This window comes from Streptomyces sp. 2-1 (assembly GCF_048564895.1).
In the GTDB taxonomy this organism is placed as follows: domain Bacteria; phylum Actinomycetota; class Actinomycetes; order Streptomycetales; family Streptomycetaceae; genus Streptomyces; species Streptomyces phaeochromogenes.
Map to the genome: position 1 here is coordinate 115,652 of NZ_CP183383.1, position 14,980 is coordinate 130,631.

General features: G+C 68.4%; 15 protein-coding genes. 12 read left to right on the forward strand and 3 right to left on the reverse strand.

Features of this window, described 5'->3' with window-relative positions; genetic code table 11:
* Window positions 1-182: 182 nt before the first annotated feature.
* From ACN20J_RS00525 to ACN20J_RS00560, 8 genes are all read left to right on the forward strand, one after another.
* Window positions 183-1,685, forward strand: coding sequence for a ParB/RepB/Spo0J family partition protein (locus ACN20J_RS00525; RefSeq protein ID WP_419664782.1), 1,503 nt, complete (start codon window positions 183-185; stop codon window positions 1,683-1,685).
* An 88-nt stretch (window positions 1,686-1,773) separates the two neighbouring features.
* Window positions 1,774-2,163, forward strand: coding sequence for a hypothetical protein (locus tag ACN20J_RS00530; RefSeq protein ID WP_419664783.1), 390 nt, complete (start codon window positions 1,774-1,776; stop codon window positions 2,161-2,163).
* 80 nt (window positions 2,164-2,243) lie between these two features.
* Window positions 2,244-2,636, forward strand: coding sequence for a hypothetical protein (locus ACN20J_RS00535; RefSeq protein ID WP_419664784.1), 393 nt, complete (start codon window positions 2,244-2,246; stop codon window positions 2,634-2,636).
* Window position 2,637: 1 nt separating this feature from the next.
* On the forward strand, window positions 2,638-3,078 hold the full coding sequence (locus ACN20J_RS00540; protein WP_419664785.1) for a hypothetical protein: 441 nt from the start codon (window positions 2,638-2,640) through the stop codon (window positions 3,076-3,078).
* Between the two features lie 72 nt (window positions 3,079-3,150).
* Window positions 3,151-3,762 (forward strand): cell envelope biogenesis protein OmpA, encoded by a 612-nt coding sequence (locus tag ACN20J_RS00545; protein ID WP_419664786.1) that lies wholly within the window; start codon window positions 3,151-3,153, stop codon window positions 3,760-3,762.
* A gap of 35 nt (window positions 3,763-3,797) precedes the next feature.
* Entirely contained in the window at window positions 3,798-4,610 is an 813-nt protein-coding gene (locus ACN20J_RS00550) for a hypothetical protein (RefSeq protein WP_419664787.1), read from the forward strand.
* 45 nt (window positions 4,611-4,655) lie between these two features.
* Window positions 4,656-5,180 carry a single-stranded DNA-binding protein gene (locus ACN20J_RS00555; protein WP_419664788.1) on the forward strand — a complete coding sequence of 175 codons (525 nt, stop codon included), beginning with the start codon at window positions 4,656-4,658 and terminating at the stop codon, window positions 5,178-5,180.
* 84 nt (window positions 5,181-5,264) lie between these two features.
* Window positions 5,265-6,104 carry a DNA-processing protein DprA gene (locus tag ACN20J_RS00560; protein ID WP_419664789.1) on the forward strand — a complete coding sequence of 280 codons (840 nt, stop codon included), beginning with the start codon at window positions 5,265-5,267 and terminating at the stop codon, window positions 6,102-6,104.
* Here ACN20J_RS00560 and ACN20J_RS00565 read toward each other — a convergent pair.
* Genes ACN20J_RS00565 through ACN20J_RS00575 form a run of 3 tightly spaced genes read right to left on the reverse strand, consistent with a single transcriptional unit; the run spans window position 6,080 to window position 10,789 of the window.
* On the reverse strand, window positions 6,080-6,709 hold the full coding sequence (locus ACN20J_RS00565) for a hypothetical protein (RefSeq protein ID WP_419664790.1): 630 nt from the start codon (window positions 6,707-6,709) through the stop codon (window positions 6,080-6,082). The two genes, ACN20J_RS00560 and ACN20J_RS00565, sit on opposite strands and share 25 nt — an antisense overlap.
* Before the next feature lie 4 nt (window positions 6,710-6,713).
* Entirely contained in the window at window positions 6,714-7,916 is a 1,203-nt protein-coding gene (locus ACN20J_RS00570; protein WP_419664791.1) for a response regulator, read from the reverse strand.
* Entirely contained in the window at window positions 7,913-10,789 is a 2,877-nt protein-coding gene (locus ACN20J_RS00575; protein WP_419664792.1) for an ATP-binding protein, read from the reverse strand. The genes ACN20J_RS00570 and ACN20J_RS00575 overlap by 4 nt, the downstream gene beginning before the upstream one ends.
* Before the next feature lie 582 nt (window positions 10,790-11,371).
* Here ACN20J_RS00575 and ACN20J_RS00580 point away from each other — a divergent pair.
* The 4 genes from ACN20J_RS00580 to ACN20J_RS00595 all read left to right on the forward strand — a co-directional run bounded on the left by ACN20J_RS00580 (window position 11,372) and on the right by ACN20J_RS00595 (window position 14,828).
* Entirely contained in the window at window positions 11,372-11,716 is a 345-nt protein-coding gene (locus ACN20J_RS00580; protein WP_419664793.1) for a hypothetical protein, read from the forward strand.
* Between the two features lie 120 nt (window positions 11,717-11,836).
* Window positions 11,837-12,568: a hypothetical protein gene (locus ACN20J_RS00585; RefSeq protein WP_419664794.1), complete on the forward strand. Its 732-nt coding sequence runs from the start codon at window positions 11,837-11,839 to the stop codon at window positions 12,566-12,568.
* Between the two features lie 302 nt (window positions 12,569-12,870).
* Window positions 12,871-13,785 carry a replication-relaxation family protein gene (locus ACN20J_RS00590; RefSeq protein WP_419664795.1) on the forward strand — a complete coding sequence of 305 codons (915 nt, stop codon included), beginning with the start codon at window positions 12,871-12,873 and terminating at the stop codon, window positions 13,783-13,785.
* A 137-nt stretch (window positions 13,786-13,922) separates the two neighbouring features.
* A complete protein-coding gene (locus ACN20J_RS00595; protein ID WP_419664796.1) occupies window positions 13,923-14,828 on the forward strand; it encodes a hypothetical protein in 906 nt (301 codons plus the stop codon).
* Window positions 14,829-14,980 lie beyond the last annotated feature (152 nt).

The following is a 14,980-nucleotide window of genomic DNA, read 5'->3' on the forward strand; positions in this document are numbered from 1 at the left end:
ACCTGAGCTGAGGCCGGGCTCGCCGCCCGGAACGCCGCAGGTCCCTCACCAAGTCCACGTTTCCGCAGGTCAGATGAAATCTACCCCTCCACCCAAAAGACACTAATATTAGATTCATGGTAAGAGGGCAACAACCTCAGCCGCCCCAACTCGCCGATGAGGCAAGGAGTAAGGAGAGCCCCATGGCCACCGCTGTCTCGGCCCCGACCGACAACCCCGACGCGCACGAGGAGGACGTAGCGCCGTTCATCTACCTCGACCCGGCGAAGGTGGTGCGCGACGAGCAGAACGCCCGCGAGCACGACACCGAGCCAGACGGGGAACTGATCGCCTCCGTCAAAGAGATCGGCGTCGAGGACCCCATCAGCGTCCGGCCCCGACCCGACGGCACCTTTGGCTCTTTCAAGGGTTGGCGGCGCACGCAGGCAGCGCAGATCGCCAACGCCACCGCCGAGGAGGACGGACGCCCGGTACGCAGGGTCAAGGCGTACGTGCGGGAAGACCTGGTCGGCCGCGACGGCTGGACACGGTTCCTGTCCCTCGTCGAGAACAGCCACCGCGAGGGAATGAGCGAGCGCGACACCCTGCGGTCACAGGAACTCGCCCTGATCGACATGAGCGACGTCGAACGGCGTAAGGCCACCAGGGCCCTCGGTGTCGGCCGCAACGCCGCCAAGCAGGCCAAGGCGGCGCAGAGACTCAACGACGCCACCCTGCGCCGGGCGTCGGCAGGAGGCATGGACCTGGAGCAGACCGCCCAGCTCGCCGAGGTCGAGAATGTACGCGGCGCGGAGAACCGGCTCATGCGGGCGCTCCAGCGCGACCAGGACGAGGGCAACGGCGGGCGCGGCCACTGGGACCAGGAAATGGCCCTGCTGCGCTCCGAGCAGGCCGACGCCGACGTCCGCGCCAAGGCCGAGGCGGAGTTGGAGGAGGCGAGCATCCCGCTGCTGGAACGGGTGCCGTCCTACGAGAAGGACCCGTCCCGTCCCCTGACGGAGCTGACCTCAGGCCTGGGCAACCCGCTCGCCGAGGCCAACCACAAGAACTGCCCCGGCCACAGCGCCCGGCTCGACGAGGAGCACCAGCCGGTGTGGCACTGCGCCGACCCGGCGGTGTACGGCCACAAGGTCCGTCCGAAGCCGAAGCAGCCGAAGACGGCAGAGGACGAGCAGAAGGCCGAGGAGCGCGCGCGGACCGTGGCGTGCAACCGGGCCTGGAAGGCGGCTGCCGGGCCGAGGCAGGAGTTCGTCAGGCGGCTGGTGCGCGGCAAGACTCTGCCCGACGAGGCGCGGCAGTTCGCCCAGCGGATCATGCTGGAACTGCCCCGCTTCTACGGCAAGTGGGCCGACAAGCAGCGCACGCAGACCATGGCGCTGCTGCTCGGTGCCAAGGACCCCGAGAAGGACCCGGCCTCCGAGACCGCCGCCGGCTTCCCCAAGAACCGCCTGGCCAACGTGGTGTTCGCCCAGGTCGCCGCCGCCTTCGAGGACGACCTCCGCGAGCCAAAGAAGTTCGACACGGCCCGGATGGACCACGTCTACCTGTGGCAGACCCCGGACCGGCTCCAGGCCGCCTACCTGCTGCTTGTGGAATCACTCGGCAGGGCCGACGACGGCAGCTACCAGCTTTCCGAGGTCGAGCAGCAGGCCGTCGCCAGCCACCGGCCCGACGCCCAGGCCTGACCGCCGCTCCCCACCTCGCCGCCAAGCTCCGGCCGGGCACATCCGGTGCCCGGCCGGTTTCCCCCTCTACGCAGAGAGGGGAACCAGCATGTCCATCACCATCGACGAAGTCCGGGGCTTCATCCGGCAGTTGCCCGACGCGGCAGCCGTCGCTCAGGTCCAGGAGGCCGCCGCGAAGCGGCTCGGCGCGCTCGACAAGGCCGCGTATGCGGGCATCCTGCCCGGTCGCCGGGCCCGCCTCAACGACTCGCTGCGTCCGGCGCTGCTGCGCGGTCTGACCGGCACGGTCCAGGAGCGCAACCGCACCGGCAGCCGCGCGGGATTCATCCTCGACGAGGAGTCCACCCGGCGGCTGCGCACCGACCCGCGCAACGGCGAGCCGGGCAGGCCCAGGTACCGCATCCCCGAGGACACCCAGCGCTTCCGGCTGCCCGGCAGCGGTATCCCGGTCTCCTGCCTGGACCTGGTCAAGGACTGACCCCCGAGCCTGCGTCGCGCTGCCCGGCGCGACGCAGGCCGGGCCTCCTCCCGTCTCCATCCCGCACCTGAAAGGCCGTCATGACCGACCATCAGCAGGCGACATCGTCCGACCCGGACGCCGACGCCCTCGACCGCCCCCTGACGCTGGCCGTGCTGCGCCAGCTGGTTCGAAGCGACTGGCGCGGTCTCCCAGACGCGACGCTGGTCGTACTCCCCCGCGACGTCGAGGGCAACGCCTACTCGCCGTTCGCCACCTACAGCCGCTCCTGCTACGCGCCGACCTACGACCTTGTCGGCGAGGTCTACCCGCTGCCGGAGGAACTGGAGCAGGACGAGAAGCTGCGCGAGCTGTTCGCCGACGGTATCCCCGACAGCGCCGTCCCCGCCTGGTGCTCTACCCGCTCGGCTGACCCGATCCACACGGGGCGGGACGGCCTCGCGCGGCTGTCCCGTCCCGTCTCACGAAAGTGACGTGTCACCCACCATGTCCGCCTCCGTACAGGCCCCCGAGGAGAGGGCGCGCCAGCAGGTGCTGGTCATCAGCGACAGTCTCGACGCCGACCCGATCGGCCTGCTGCCCTGCCCGGTCCCCCTCCGGCACCTGCCGTCACCCCTGTTCAGCGCCGAGGAGTACCTCGCTGCTCCGCTCGTGCTCCTGGACGACCGCAGCTACACCGACTTCACGCTCCGCCACATGCCCCGCCGCCCGGGCCTGATCGTCGCGGTCGTCGATCCCGACGACGGCACGGCGTACCCCCGGGCCGCGGCCATCGGCGCCGAGGCCCTCATCCGGGCCGGACACGGCCGGAGCTGGCTACACCTGCGGCTGCATGCCGCAACCGACTGCCGGTACGCCCCCTGGGAACCGCTGCTGACCGGCCCTGCCGACCCTCCCCCAGCGGCCAGCAGCTGATACCCGGCAGCAGCACCAGCTGTCAGCGCGCCCAGCCGCCAGTCCAATCCCGCGATCCGAAGGAAGCGACAGATGCACTCGATACCCCAACGCTGTGCGCGCCAGCCGCTGTCCGGCGGACTCGTGGTGCCGTGGGTGTCCCTGATCCACGGCGGCCACGCAGCCTTCGGCAGCCTCGACCCGAGACGGGCCCGGATCGCCTTCCTGCGGTGCCTGTGCCAGATCTGCGGGGAGCGGCTGGACGAGCGGTGCTTCCTGATCGTCCGCCCGGCCGACGTCATCAAGGGCTGTTCCCCGGAACCGGCACTGCACCCCGAGTGCCTGCCGTACACCGCCGCGCACTGCCCCATGCTCAACGGCACCGCCACGCACTACCGCCGCAGCCCCGTCCTGGCCAAGCATCCCGCCGGGCGGCCCTGCACCGATCCGTCCTGCCCCTGCCCGTCCCGCTCCCCCGGCGAAGGGCACGCCGCCCGCAGCGGGCGGCCCGCCGACCGGTACGAGGCCTGGATGATCCACACCCGGAACTACTGCCTCGTGTTCCCGCCCGACCGACCCGAGTTGCCCTCCGGCATCAGCCTCGACGTGCCCGTCCTGCGTGAACGCGTCCTGCGCACCGCGACCCTCACCCCCGAGCAGCAGCACCTGATGGACCTGTGGCACGCCCTCATGAACGGGTCCTGACCTTCCGCCCCCTTAACCGCAGTAAGGAGACTGCCATGCTGATCAAACCGGACCCGACCACGCCCGAAGGCGAGGCCGTCCTCGACCTAGCCGACCTGATGGACGGCCTCCAGGCAGACACCGGCGAATGGCCCGGCGCGGACACCGTCGACATCCTCGAAGGGTGGCTGAGCCGCTTCACCTTCGCCGTCTCCCAGACCCTCACCTCCCAGGTGACAGGCAGGGCATGGGTCCTGGATCAGTGGGACCGGCACAGCGATGAGGTGACACTCTGGTCCGACGAAGCCTCCGCCCTGGCCTCGCTGGCACGGGAAGTACGCAGTTCGTGGGACGACGTAGCAGGCACCGACGGTGTTCCGTACCGGCCTCCCGCCGACGACCGGACGGCCGTGGACCTCTACTACGGGGCGCAGGAGGACCCAGAGGGCTACTCGCTGTACCCCGCCAGCATCTCCCGCTGCGTGCCGCCCCGCAGCCTCAGCCTCTCGGACGACGAGGCCTGCGCGGAGGCGAACAGCGCGGCGGTCTTCCACCCGATGGAGGATCCCGACGACGAGGGCCTGCCCTGCATCGAGATCGCCGGAATCCTCGTGTTCGCTTACCTCGACTCCGACAAGGAGGCCGTACGGGTCTCCGTCCATCTCGACACCACCGACAAGCAGTTGGTCCGGGCCGACAGCACGGTCCCGATACAGGTGGAGGTCGAGGACACCACGGTGTTCACCAGTCTCACATCGCCGCCGGCACCGGCGCCGAGGACCGGGACGACCGGGTGGAAGCCCCGCCTCAAGCGGCTCGCCCGCCGCACCGCACACCACCACAACAGGAAGCGCCGACAGGAGGGTTGACCCACAACCCAACTAACACTAATATTTTAGATAAGAGGTGTTCGCATGGCCCCGTCCGTCGCGCACGTGTCCGGCACCGTCACCGGTGACGTCGAATGCCGCTTCACCGAATCCGGCCTCGCCGTCTGCCGGTTCCGCCTCACCGAGACCCCCACCCAGTGGGACGCCGCCGCACGGAAGTGGCGTGACGGGACCTCGATCCGCTACGTCTGCACCGCGTGGCGGGAGTTGGCCCGCCACGCCACCGAATCCCTCGTCAACGGGGTCAACGTCCTGGTCAAGGGACGTATCACCGAGATCAAGGACGACTCCATCTACCTGAGCGCCGACGACATCGGCATCAGCCTGCGCAGGCGCATCGCCTACACGGAGACCAGCCTGCCCAGTCCGGCCGCCGCCGCTCCCATCACCCCGCCCCCGACGCCCCAGCCCCCAACGGCGTCCAGTGCGGCCACCAGGCGACCGGGCAACCCGCCCGCCTGGTGGGAGGAGGAGAGGACCTCCGGCTGGTCCTCGTCCAGTGCCTCTCCCGCAGCCGCCGACGGCGCTCCCCTTCACGTCGGCCGCTGACCGCCTCTCCCTTCCCCCCCTCGCCCACCCCGCGGCACCGGTTCGCCTGCCGGTGCCGCGCCTTGCCCGAAAGGCGGTGCCGCCATGCCCGCACATGCCCTGCCCGAACGAGCCGCACGCGCTGCGCTCGCCGCCCACTTCACTCCCGGCCAACTCGCCGACGATCTCGACCGGTCCACGCCGGCCGAGGTGTGGGAGCGACGCGTCCGCCTCGACGGCAGCAGGCACCTGGCGCAGTACCGACCGCAGGAGGAACTCGCCCAGGCTCAGCTGTCCTGCCACTTCATCATCCCCTCGGACGCGGTGTGGCCCACCGCCCTGACCGACCTGGGTTCCTCCTGCCCGCTGGGCCTGTGGGCCCGTGGCCACGACCGGCTGCCTCAACTGACCGACAGCGCCGTTGCCGTGACCGGAAACCGGTCCGCCACCGAGCAGGCCGTCACCCGCGCGGATGCCTTCGCCACCGCTGTCGCCGAGGCCGGGCACACCGTCACCGCGACACTCGCGTACGGCGTCGACTCGGCCGCCCACCGGGCCGCCGCCCTGGCCGGACGGGCGACGCTCGCCGTCCTGCCGCGCGGCCTGGACCGCGCCCACCCGCACGACCACGCCCAGCTGCTGAGCTCCATCCCCGCGACCGGCGGCGCGGTGGTCAGCCTCTACCGGCCCGGCACCGAAACCAGCGGCGCAACGCTCAAGGCCAGTGCCGTCCTGATGGCCGCGCTCGCCCGTGCGGTGATCGTCATCGAGGCCCTGGACCACGCCGAGGCGATGCACACCGCCGGGGCGGCCTTCGCTCTCCGCAGGCTCCTGCTCGCCCCGCCCCCCACCGACGACGTCCGCGCCAGCGGCAGCGCCCGGCTGCTCGCCGAGCAGCACGCCGTCCTGGCCCCGGACCCTCAGCGAGCGCTCGCCCTGCTCTGAAACCCCCAACCACCCTCCGGTGCCCGGCCGTTCACGGCCAGACACGGGCCCCCGGGAAAGGACCGCCCGTGCCCGAGCACGTCGACTTCTTCGAGGCGATAGTCACCGCCTACCCCGACGACGCCGACCACGCCCCGCTGCTCCAGGACCCCGTCCACGCCCGCGTGGCCCGGGCCGGCGACGTCGCCGACGGCGACGGCGACGGCGACCTGATCCTGGCCGCCGTCTCCCTGCACGGCACCGACTACTTCAACGACCAGTACACCGCCCACCCCGAGCCCTACAACCCGGCCTGCGGATGCGGCGTGTGCTGCCACCTCACCCACGAGCCCGGCCCGGTGGTCGTGCTCTCCAACGGTCACCCCCTGGGAGACCTGCGACCCGTGGCTCGCCGACGCCCTGGTCCTCATCGTCCCCGTCCACCCCCTGCGCGACCAGACCGCGAAGGAGTGACGGGACGCCATGCCCTGCACCGTGTACACACCTTCGCTGCCCGGCCTCACCGCCGACGACGACCTAGACACCATCATCAACTGGGACTTGGGCGTCGACTCCATCACATACCTCGCCGAGATGCTCACCTGCCCGGCAGTGATCGCTGCCACCCACTCAGGAAGATGTTGTCCACTGATAGGCGGCAGGCCAAGTCGGGACGGGAAGATTTCGAAGCTCGCCATCTCCTCCGTCGCCAGAGGCGTACTTGACGATGGGATCTCCGTTTGAATCGGTGCTGTCGAGAACGCCGTCGAACTGCACACAGCGCACTTCCCCCGTGGGCGTAACCATCGATGCCAACAAAGGGGTCAGATCTGTGGGGGCGCTGGCTCCATCCAGAAGCAAAATAGTGCCGTCGACGACGGGGCGGTCGGCGTGATGGGTGGCAGGTTGCGGGGTGGCTGTGCCACGCAGAAGCAGCGCATCGAGTGTGTAGGCATTGCCGTCGAAGCGCATGCTCGTCGCCACTGCGAGACCCAATTGGAGGTTGGTAGTGGTGCGGTGAGCGAAGCGGCGTAGCAGACAGTCGATGGTGTCGCGGTCTGTGTTCTTGGGTGCTGTGCGGCCGTGGAAGATGTCGTTGCGGAGCTTCACCAAAGCGTCCACGGCGTTGCGAGTGGGGGTGTCGGGTGCGAGGGCCTGGATGATCCGCTTGGCTGTAGCGTTGGTTTCGGTCTGTCGGCCCAGGGCGAAGGCGAGATCGCGCCATGTCCCCATGCTGGGCCTGCGTAGCTTGCTCATGGAAAGGCCCGGGATTGGGCGGGGCTGGGAAGCGGCCATGCCGATGCAGGAGGCAAATCGCAAGATCGCCTCGATAGTGTGGAGACCTTCGCTGACCTGAGTGTCAGTCGTCGTGGCCCGCAGGTAGCGCGCAAAGCGGTACGCAAGGAGGGTCGGGAGTTGTTCCGCCGCGTTCTGGAGGGCTGCCTCGTTGACCTCAGTGAGAAGGTTGACGCATGCGGGATGAAGTTGTTCGGCGGCACTGTCCTTGTCAACCCAGTCAGCGGCACCGAGGCGCATGGCTTTGATGACCTGCGCTTTACCGCCTTCTCCTGAAAGGACGAGCGCCGGAATGCGGGCTCTGGCGTTGGCGAGTTGTTCGAGGAGCCACAGGCCGCCCCACTCTTGTGGGGGCATTTTCATATCGATGAGGAGAAGGTCGAACGGCTGGGATCCTATTGCGTCCCAGGCTGCTTGGCCGTCGGCGACGTGCTGGATCTTGGCTCCCGCGTCCCTGAGGGTTCTGCAGAAGGTACGCGCGGCGTCGGGCTGATCGTCAGCAACGAGAATCCGGGCGCCGGACAGCAAGGCGGTCACGAAGCCTCCGTTGGATCGGGCGTGGTCAGGGGCAGCCTGATGGTCCAGGTTGTGCCGAAATTGGCTGGCGTGGGGATCAGTTGGCCGCCGCGGCGGTGCAGGAGGGTCTGGGCACCGAGGAGGCCTATGCCGTTACCGCTGGGTTTGGTGCTGTGAATGCGCGAACCACTGACGAGGGCCGTGGCGACGCTTGAGGACAGTCCCGGTCCATCGTCGGAGACCAAGATGTCGGCCTCGTCGGTGGTGGCAGACCAAGAGATCGTGAGAGTGCCGACGTTGTTCATGGCCTCGAGTGCGTTCTTGATGAGATTGTTGAGTACAGAGCGTAGGGCGGCTTCGCTGATGTCGACGTGTGCTTCTCTCGCGGCCTGCGGACTGTTGATCGACACCGTCTTCGGAGCGTCGGCAAGGACGGCGCCAGTGAACGCATGCAGGAAAGATCCCAGTTCTAGAGCGTGGGAAGTTTGATCGTCCCATAGAGCGGCGGCTACCCGCAGTTGCTTAGCTGCCGCCTGGGCTTGGTCAAGGTGTTCGCTTGCCGTCACCTGGTTGCGCAACCTGCCGGTACGCGTCGTGGCCAGCATGGCTTCGGCGAACCGCGCTGCGCTCACTTGATTCTTGATGTCATGGAGCAGATCGGCGATGGACTGGGCCAGAGGTTCGGCGGGCGGACGCAGCAAGGCCAGCGCTGAGGTGGCAAGCGGCCCGGGATCGGCCGACAGGTCGGGATAGCTGATGGTGACCTGCAGCCCTCTCGTGGTGGTTGCTAGACGGGTGGTGGGGGTGACCTGTGACCAGAGGGTGCAGAAACGGTCCAACGCCGAGGACCGGCTGTGAGTGTGTTCAATACCGCCGTTGATCTCCACCGTGAACGGGTGAGTGTCCAGCGGGATGACGGTGACCTGGGTTTTGCCGCGAAGGACCGCCTCGATTGCGGCATCCAGGATCGCCCGTTCGCGGCTAGCGATGATGGCATCGCCGTGGAGACGCGTGTCACCAACTGTGATTTGGCTACGGTGGAGGAGCTGCCAGTCAGCAGCAAGCTGAGACCAGGGCACCGGCTCTTGGTCGCTTCCATGGACTCGATAGAGGGCGCAGAGAAGAGTGAGGCGCTCTTGAAGCACGGAGTCGATCGCTGCGGGTTCTTCGGCGTGGTCGATGAGATCCAGGACATCAGCGAGCTCCTCGTCGGGGGTGCGTGCAGCTGGAGCGTCCGAAGCCTCGTAAGCCCGGCGGAATGTCTTGGCGAGTTCGCTGGAGTCGAAGCCGTTGCTGTTACCGCCCAAGATCTCGTCGGCCTCAACTGCCCACTCCACCAGCACCTCGGGGGTGCCGGCCAAGTGCAGGCCGAAGAGTCGATGGGCACGCCACTGCACAGGGAGGCTGTCGCCGGACTGGGCAAGATGAGTCAAGTGCTGAAGTAGGTACCTGGCCAGTTCTATATCCCGTTGAGAGGACTCGGACAGCGCCTGGGTTGGGTTGCGCTGCGCCAGTGCGTCGCAGACGCGCAGAACGCGGGCAGCAGCTTCATGCCGCCCTTTCGTCCTTGACGTGCCCGGGTGATCTGCCTGTAGGCGCAATGTGGCGTCCAACGCTGCACTTGTGATGATCACGGTTGACCAGAAGCGTCGGTCATGGTCAGGACCGATCACCACATCGTCAAAGCTCAACGAGAGGGAGGCTGCAGAGCACCAGCGCTCGAGCGCCGAGGTGGGATCCAAAGCGGAGGTATCGGCCATCAAAATGCGCCAGGCCTGTTCCCACTCGTCAGGCCAAATAAGTTCCAATGCGTCGGGGAAGTTTCGTGCGGCGTACACCGCACCGATGACGGCTTGGAAGGCGGTGGCGGCAATGTCCGTGCTTGCACCGAGTTGCGATTGGCCTGCGCCTTGTAGCAAGCCAGAGCTAATCTCGGCCTGTTCGAACGCCTCAGCCGCCCAGGCGTTGGGCAGCGTCTTGACGGCCAGATCACTCGGAGGAATGACGAGCGCGCGGAGGGCTTGTGTACGTGCGCTTTCGAAATTCAGCACCTGGGAGCCCAAGAAGGCCAGGGTCGTGTTGTCCCGCTGTCTCGTACGAGCTACCCAACGCCTGTTTTCGTAGCACCAGGAGGAGTGCAACAACGCCTGGCACAGGAGTGGGCGAGCCGGTCCTGGAAGTCCGAACAGCATCTGCAGGCGCGCCACCGCTTGCCGGTGTGCACTGTTGTCGGGCAGGTCCGCGGTGGGCTTGGCGGTGGTGACAGGGGTGGCGGTGTACGCGCGCTCGACGGCTGCTGGATAGTGCTGGAGAAGGAAGTTGTGTGCAGCGACGATGGACGCGGCCCGCTTGCTCCTCCCGTGGCCCTCCGCGCGGCGCCCTGCAGAATCCTCGAGGAACACATTGTGCGTCAGTGCGTGAATGGGGCCTGTGGCCGTCTCCCTGCGGCTGAGCACAAATCCTTGCAACTCCTTGTTGAGGATCGACTTCCAATCGGACTCAGCCTGGGCGGCGGTAAGGACGCCACGCGTAAATCCGTTCAGCAATGATCGGGCAGCATCAGACTGGCCTGCCAAGTGCAGCACACCAACCGTCTGGGCAAGAAGGGCCGTGGACACCTTCGGAGGCAGAATCGGGTCATCCGCCAGCCCCGCGCTGACCAAGCATGATTGTCTCAGCCATGCCTGCTTACCGGCCCAGTCAGCCAGCCCCGCACGCGTTTTCATTACGCGATAGCTAAGTTTTCCCGCCAAATCTGAAGCAAAGGACGGGTAGGCGATTGAGGCCATCTCACGCAACACGAAGGTAGTGCCCACGACTTCAAGCGCGCTCAGGACCCCGCCCGTTACGCCCGCGTATTCTGTGCGGTGTTCGTAGAGGTAGGAGCGGTGCATCAGCCCAACCGCTAGGGCACGCCGTAGGTCAATGCACGGACTGTGCAGGCCAGCCTCCGCCAGGGCCAAGCTGGTCGGCGACCGCTCGGAAAGCGGCTCAACCCCACAGCGCGTCAGTACCCCCAGCGACTCACAATCGCTGCTCCCCGGCAAGCCGGACATGTGCCTCCTCCCCCGGGTGCTGCACAGCGTCGGGCTGCACGCCCACACCACCCGCATGGACTCTATCCGCTCGACGAATACTGCTGCCTGCTGCGACGATTCGGTCGCAGGCCACCCACCAGCGCTCCCGGACCCCCGCCGTACTCGGCGAGGATCCGGCCGAAGTTGTCGTCCGCTTGGACACCCCCTGCTTGCCGTGTGGATCGCGGCCGCGCGAGGCGTCGCCGACCTCCTCATCCAAGAGCTGGTAGTCCCGCTCGGGAGTGGCCTGAGTGTTGTTGCGCGCCCGGCCGTGGTGTGCCTGGGCGCTATGCCGCAGCGCCTGGGCTCGAACCGGCACGGCCGAGATCCTGCACAGCGCTGCCGGGTGTGACGGCTGTCTCTGACCAACACACCGCCCCCTCCGGAGGGATACTTCTCATGATGACGACGACCACCCAACGCCTCCTCGACCTCGCTACGGCGGCACCGGCCAGCCACGGCGAGGACCTGGTGCTGCTCCTGGGCGAGGCGAACGAGCTCTACCAGCAGGGGCTGCAGGATCTGCACCGGAATGTGGCGGCGCGCCTTGACGGGCTGGCCACCGCAGAGCTGATGTTCGCCGCGGACACCGCTGGCATGCCCTGTGATGCATCGCAGGACCGCAACGAGGTGATCCTGCTGCTGGCCCTGGCCGAGTGGGAGATGACGCCGGCCGCCATGGCGTACGCGGAGATGGCGGAGGACGCCGCGCGCCGCGGCGTCTGCCTCATTCCTGAGGAGTGAGCCGCGGCCGTCCGGGAATACCTGGAGCCGCGGGCTGGACGCCCAACCGAAACTTCTGCCAATATTTGTGTTGTGAGCCGGGCAGGCCGGCGCACTTTTGACAGGACGGACGGTTCTGCCATGACCTCGCGCCGTGAGCCTCGCCTGGCCGACGCTGCCGAGATCGCGGCCGAACAGGGCCTGACACCCGCGCGGATCTCCGGCCTCTACACCGAGCGCGCGAAAAACGCGGCCGGCGTGCCGTTCCCCGAGATCGCGGACATGCGCGGCCGCGCCCGCCTGTGGGACCACGCAAAGGTCACGGAGTGGTTCGCCCACCGCACGCAGCCAAGGCTCCAGGGACACGCGCCGCCCTCCCGCGACCCGGAGGAGTTGCTGAACGCGGCGGACGCCTCGAGGTTTCTGGGGTACAAGAACCTCAACCAGGTCACCACCTACATGCGCGACCACCCCGGCTACTTTCCCGACCCGGACGTCGTCGAAGAGATGGGCACCGACGAGAACCCCTACCGTCGGCAGAAGTGGCGCGTGCAGACCCTGCTGGACTGGATGGCCACGCGGCCCGGGCGCGGCAGGCGTGCCAGCGTCGACCGCGGATCCTCACTGCCCGACGTCCCCGTCGACGGCGACCCCGACGAACTCCTGGGGGCGATGCAGGCGGCCGCCCTTCTGGGGTACAAGACCGTCGGCTCCTTCTCCACCAGTCTGTCCCAGGGAAAGCTTCCGCTGCTGGAAACCCCCGACGGGATCGCCGAGAATGCCGGGCGCCAGAACGGGCGCCGACGGTGGACGCGCCGGCGCATCCTCGAACAAGCCGCGCAGCAGAAACCTCCTGGCAGACCCCGACGGTGAGTGCCCTTTCGCCCACCGCCACATGAACGCGACAGCCGGCTTGGGGAGTTGGTCCCTTGCGGGCCGGATGTCGCACGATGGCCGGCATGGCGTGGCTCGCCACCACGCCCCGCAGCAGCAGATGCTGGTGCGGACCGGCCATCGCCAATCTTCCAGTAGCGATGCCGGCCGTCGCGCAGTCTCGTGGTCGGGGCCGTGGACGCCGGCCGTGGCCCCGACCACCAAAGCGTTCTTGGGTCGTGACCTTGGTCGGGGCCTCGTGGTCGGGGGCTGGGTCGGGGGCTGAGGGTTGCCTGGTCTGCATGACCACTTCCCCATCAGGTGTTCCGGCCGCCGAGTTGGCTCCCAGCCCCGCTGAGCCGCTGCGCTTGCAGGTCCTGACCGCGCTCGCCCTGCACCGCATGGCCACGACGGACCAGTTACGCCAGATGCTGCGGCCGGACGGCTCCCGCCAACTACTCTCCCGTGTACTGAACAAGCTGCGCACCACGGGCTTCGTCGACCTCACTCCGCTCCCCGACTGGCACCGCTCGCGCACCCACGCCTGGTACCTCACACCAGACGGTGCGCGTCTGACCCGCGATCTCCCTGTCCTTCGGGGGCGACCGCCGTACCCCATCACCTCAAGGACCGCAGCGTCGCTGAAGACACCGCACACGCTCACCGTCGTACGCGCCCACCTGCCCTTCGCAGCAGACGCCCGCCGTCTCGGGCACGAGCACGGCCCGTGGGACTGGGCCCCTGAGGTATCCCACTCCATCGGTGAGGGAGAACGACTCGTCGCCGACGCCGTCATGCACTACACCGTCGTCGACGGCGAGCACCGGCGGAAGCTGCGCGCGTTCGTCGAGGTCGACCGCACCACCATGAGCAGCGAGCGTCTGGCCGTGAAGTTGATCGAGTACGCCAGGTTGCATGAGTACGAAGTCCAGCCCGTCGGCCGCCGCAGGCCAGCCTCCACCGGCCCGGCCTGGCTCAAGTGGTATCCGGTCTTTCCCCGCCTCCTTTTCGTGCTCACCGGCGCCTCCCGGTCCAGGCTGGGAGACAGGATCGGTGATCTGCAGGCGATGGTCGCCCAGCACCCGCTCGTCGCGGCCCTCGCCCGCGAGGTTCAGCTGGGAGCCGCGGTCCTGGAAGACATCGAGCAGCACGGTCCCAGCGGGTCGGTGTGGGTGCCGCTGGTTGGCGGCGAGCCTCGCCCGTGGACGGCCTTGTGATGCCCGGGCCCGCACCTTGGTCATCAGCCGCCTGAACTGCGGGCTGGACTCCGTGCGCCCCCATTTGGCATTATCGAACCTGTCGCGCTCGGTCCGGGTGTCGGCATCGCCTTGCCGATCCGTCTCAGGGGGTTGTGATGTCGCAGGCCGCCCGGCTCGTGGACACCGCGCAGATCGTGGCGGAGTTCGGCACGAGCAAGTCCCGGGTCAGCGAGTTGAGCAACGACCCGACCAGCGGGTTCCCTCGGGTGGTCCCCACCGAGGGCCGCAAGCGGTTCTGGCGGTATGACCAGGTTGCCGCGTTCTTCGCCAAGCGCGCCCCGAAGCAGCGCACTCTGCCGGCTGCGGTGTTGGAGGCTGACCAGGGCGAGCTGCTGAGCAAGCGGGAGGTGACCAAGCTGCTCGGGTACGCCAGCACGGCCACCATCGACGCCTACTTCCGGGACCGGCCCGACTACTTCCCATTGCCGGACCACGACGGCGTGGACGGCCCGCACTGGCGGCGCGGCACGATCGTCGCCTGGGCTACCAGCCGACCAGGCAAGGGCCGGCGCCGATCAGCTACGTCATCCCCGCTGCCCGAGGTGTCGGCGGACGGGGACCCCGACGAGCTGCTCGGTACGGCCGAGGTCGCTGCCCTGCTCGGCTACGGCAGCGCGGCCTCCTTCTCCAGCGCCCTCTCCCAGGGCCGCGTCCCGGAGTTGCCCGAGCCCGACTCCCTGGAGAAGAAGGAGGGTGCCCGGGGACGGCCCAGCAGGAAGTGGCGCCGCGCCACCATCGTCGCCGTCGCCCGCCGCCGCGGCGTCCTGGCAGCCGCCGACGAGGAACACGAGGACCTGGTCGGAGCAGCGGACGCGGCCCGGATCCTCGGCTACAAGGACACGGACAGTTTCCTCAGCGCGCTGGGGCACGGCTATCTCCCCGGCCTCAAGGAGCCGGACGGGGTCGAGCACCGCCGCGGCAGTGCCGGGCGCCCGCGACAGCAGCGTTGGAGACGCTCCCGCATCGAGGAGTTGGCCGCTCACCGTTCCTCGGCACCCTGACCGCACTGCGAGGACAGGAATGAGGCGCCCCGGACGGTGGTCTGGGGCGCCGTGCTGTGGGCCGATCCGCTATGCCTTGAGCGGCGGTCCGCTGAACGGTCCGGCCGACTCGTCGACTTGGTCCACGCGATGACGGCCGTTGCCGCACCATG

Bases quoted from the DNA above. Each gene is read 5' to 3' on its own strand.
- ACN20J_RS00585 (WP_419664794.1), top strand. From the start codon at position 11,837: ATGACCTCGCGCCGTGAGCCTCGCCTGGCCGACGCTGCCGAGATCGCG.
- ACN20J_RS00595 (WP_419664796.1), top strand. From the start codon at position 13,923: ATGTCGCAGGCCGCCCGGCTCGTGGACACCGCGCAGATCGTGGCGGAG.
- ACN20J_RS00530 (WP_419664783.1), top strand. From the start codon at position 1,774: ATGTCCATCACCATCGACGAAGTCCGGGGCTTCATCCGGCAGTTGCCC.
- ACN20J_RS00535 (WP_419664784.1), top strand. From the start codon at position 2,244: ATGACCGACCATCAGCAGGCGACATCGTCCGACCCGGACGCCGACGCC.
- ACN20J_RS00580 (WP_419664793.1), top strand. From the start codon at position 11,372: ATGATGACGACGACCACCCAACGCCTCCTCGACCTCGCTACGGCGGCA.
- ACN20J_RS00590 (WP_419664795.1), top strand. From the start codon at position 12,871: ATGACCACTTCCCCATCAGGTGTTCCGGCCGCCGAGTTGGCTCCCAGC.
- ACN20J_RS00550 (WP_419664787.1), top strand. From the start codon at position 3,798: ATGCTGATCAAACCGGACCCGACCACGCCCGAAGGCGAGGCCGTCCTC.
- ACN20J_RS00575 (WP_419664792.1), bottom strand. From the start codon at position 10,789: ATGCACCGCTCCTACCTCTACGAACACCGCACAGAATACGCGGGCGTA.
- ACN20J_RS00545 (WP_419664786.1), top strand. From the start codon at position 3,151: ATGCACTCGATACCCCAACGCTGTGCGCGCCAGCCGCTGTCCGGCGGA.
- ACN20J_RS00525 (WP_419664782.1), top strand. From the start codon at position 183: ATGGCCACCGCTGTCTCGGCCCCGACCGACAACCCCGACGCGCACGAG.
- ACN20J_RS00560 (WP_419664789.1), top strand. From the start codon at position 5,265: ATGCCCGCACATGCCCTGCCCGAACGAGCCGCACGCGCTGCGCTCGCC.
- ACN20J_RS00555 (WP_419664788.1), top strand. From the start codon at position 4,656: ATGGCCCCGTCCGTCGCGCACGTGTCCGGCACCGTCACCGGTGACGTC.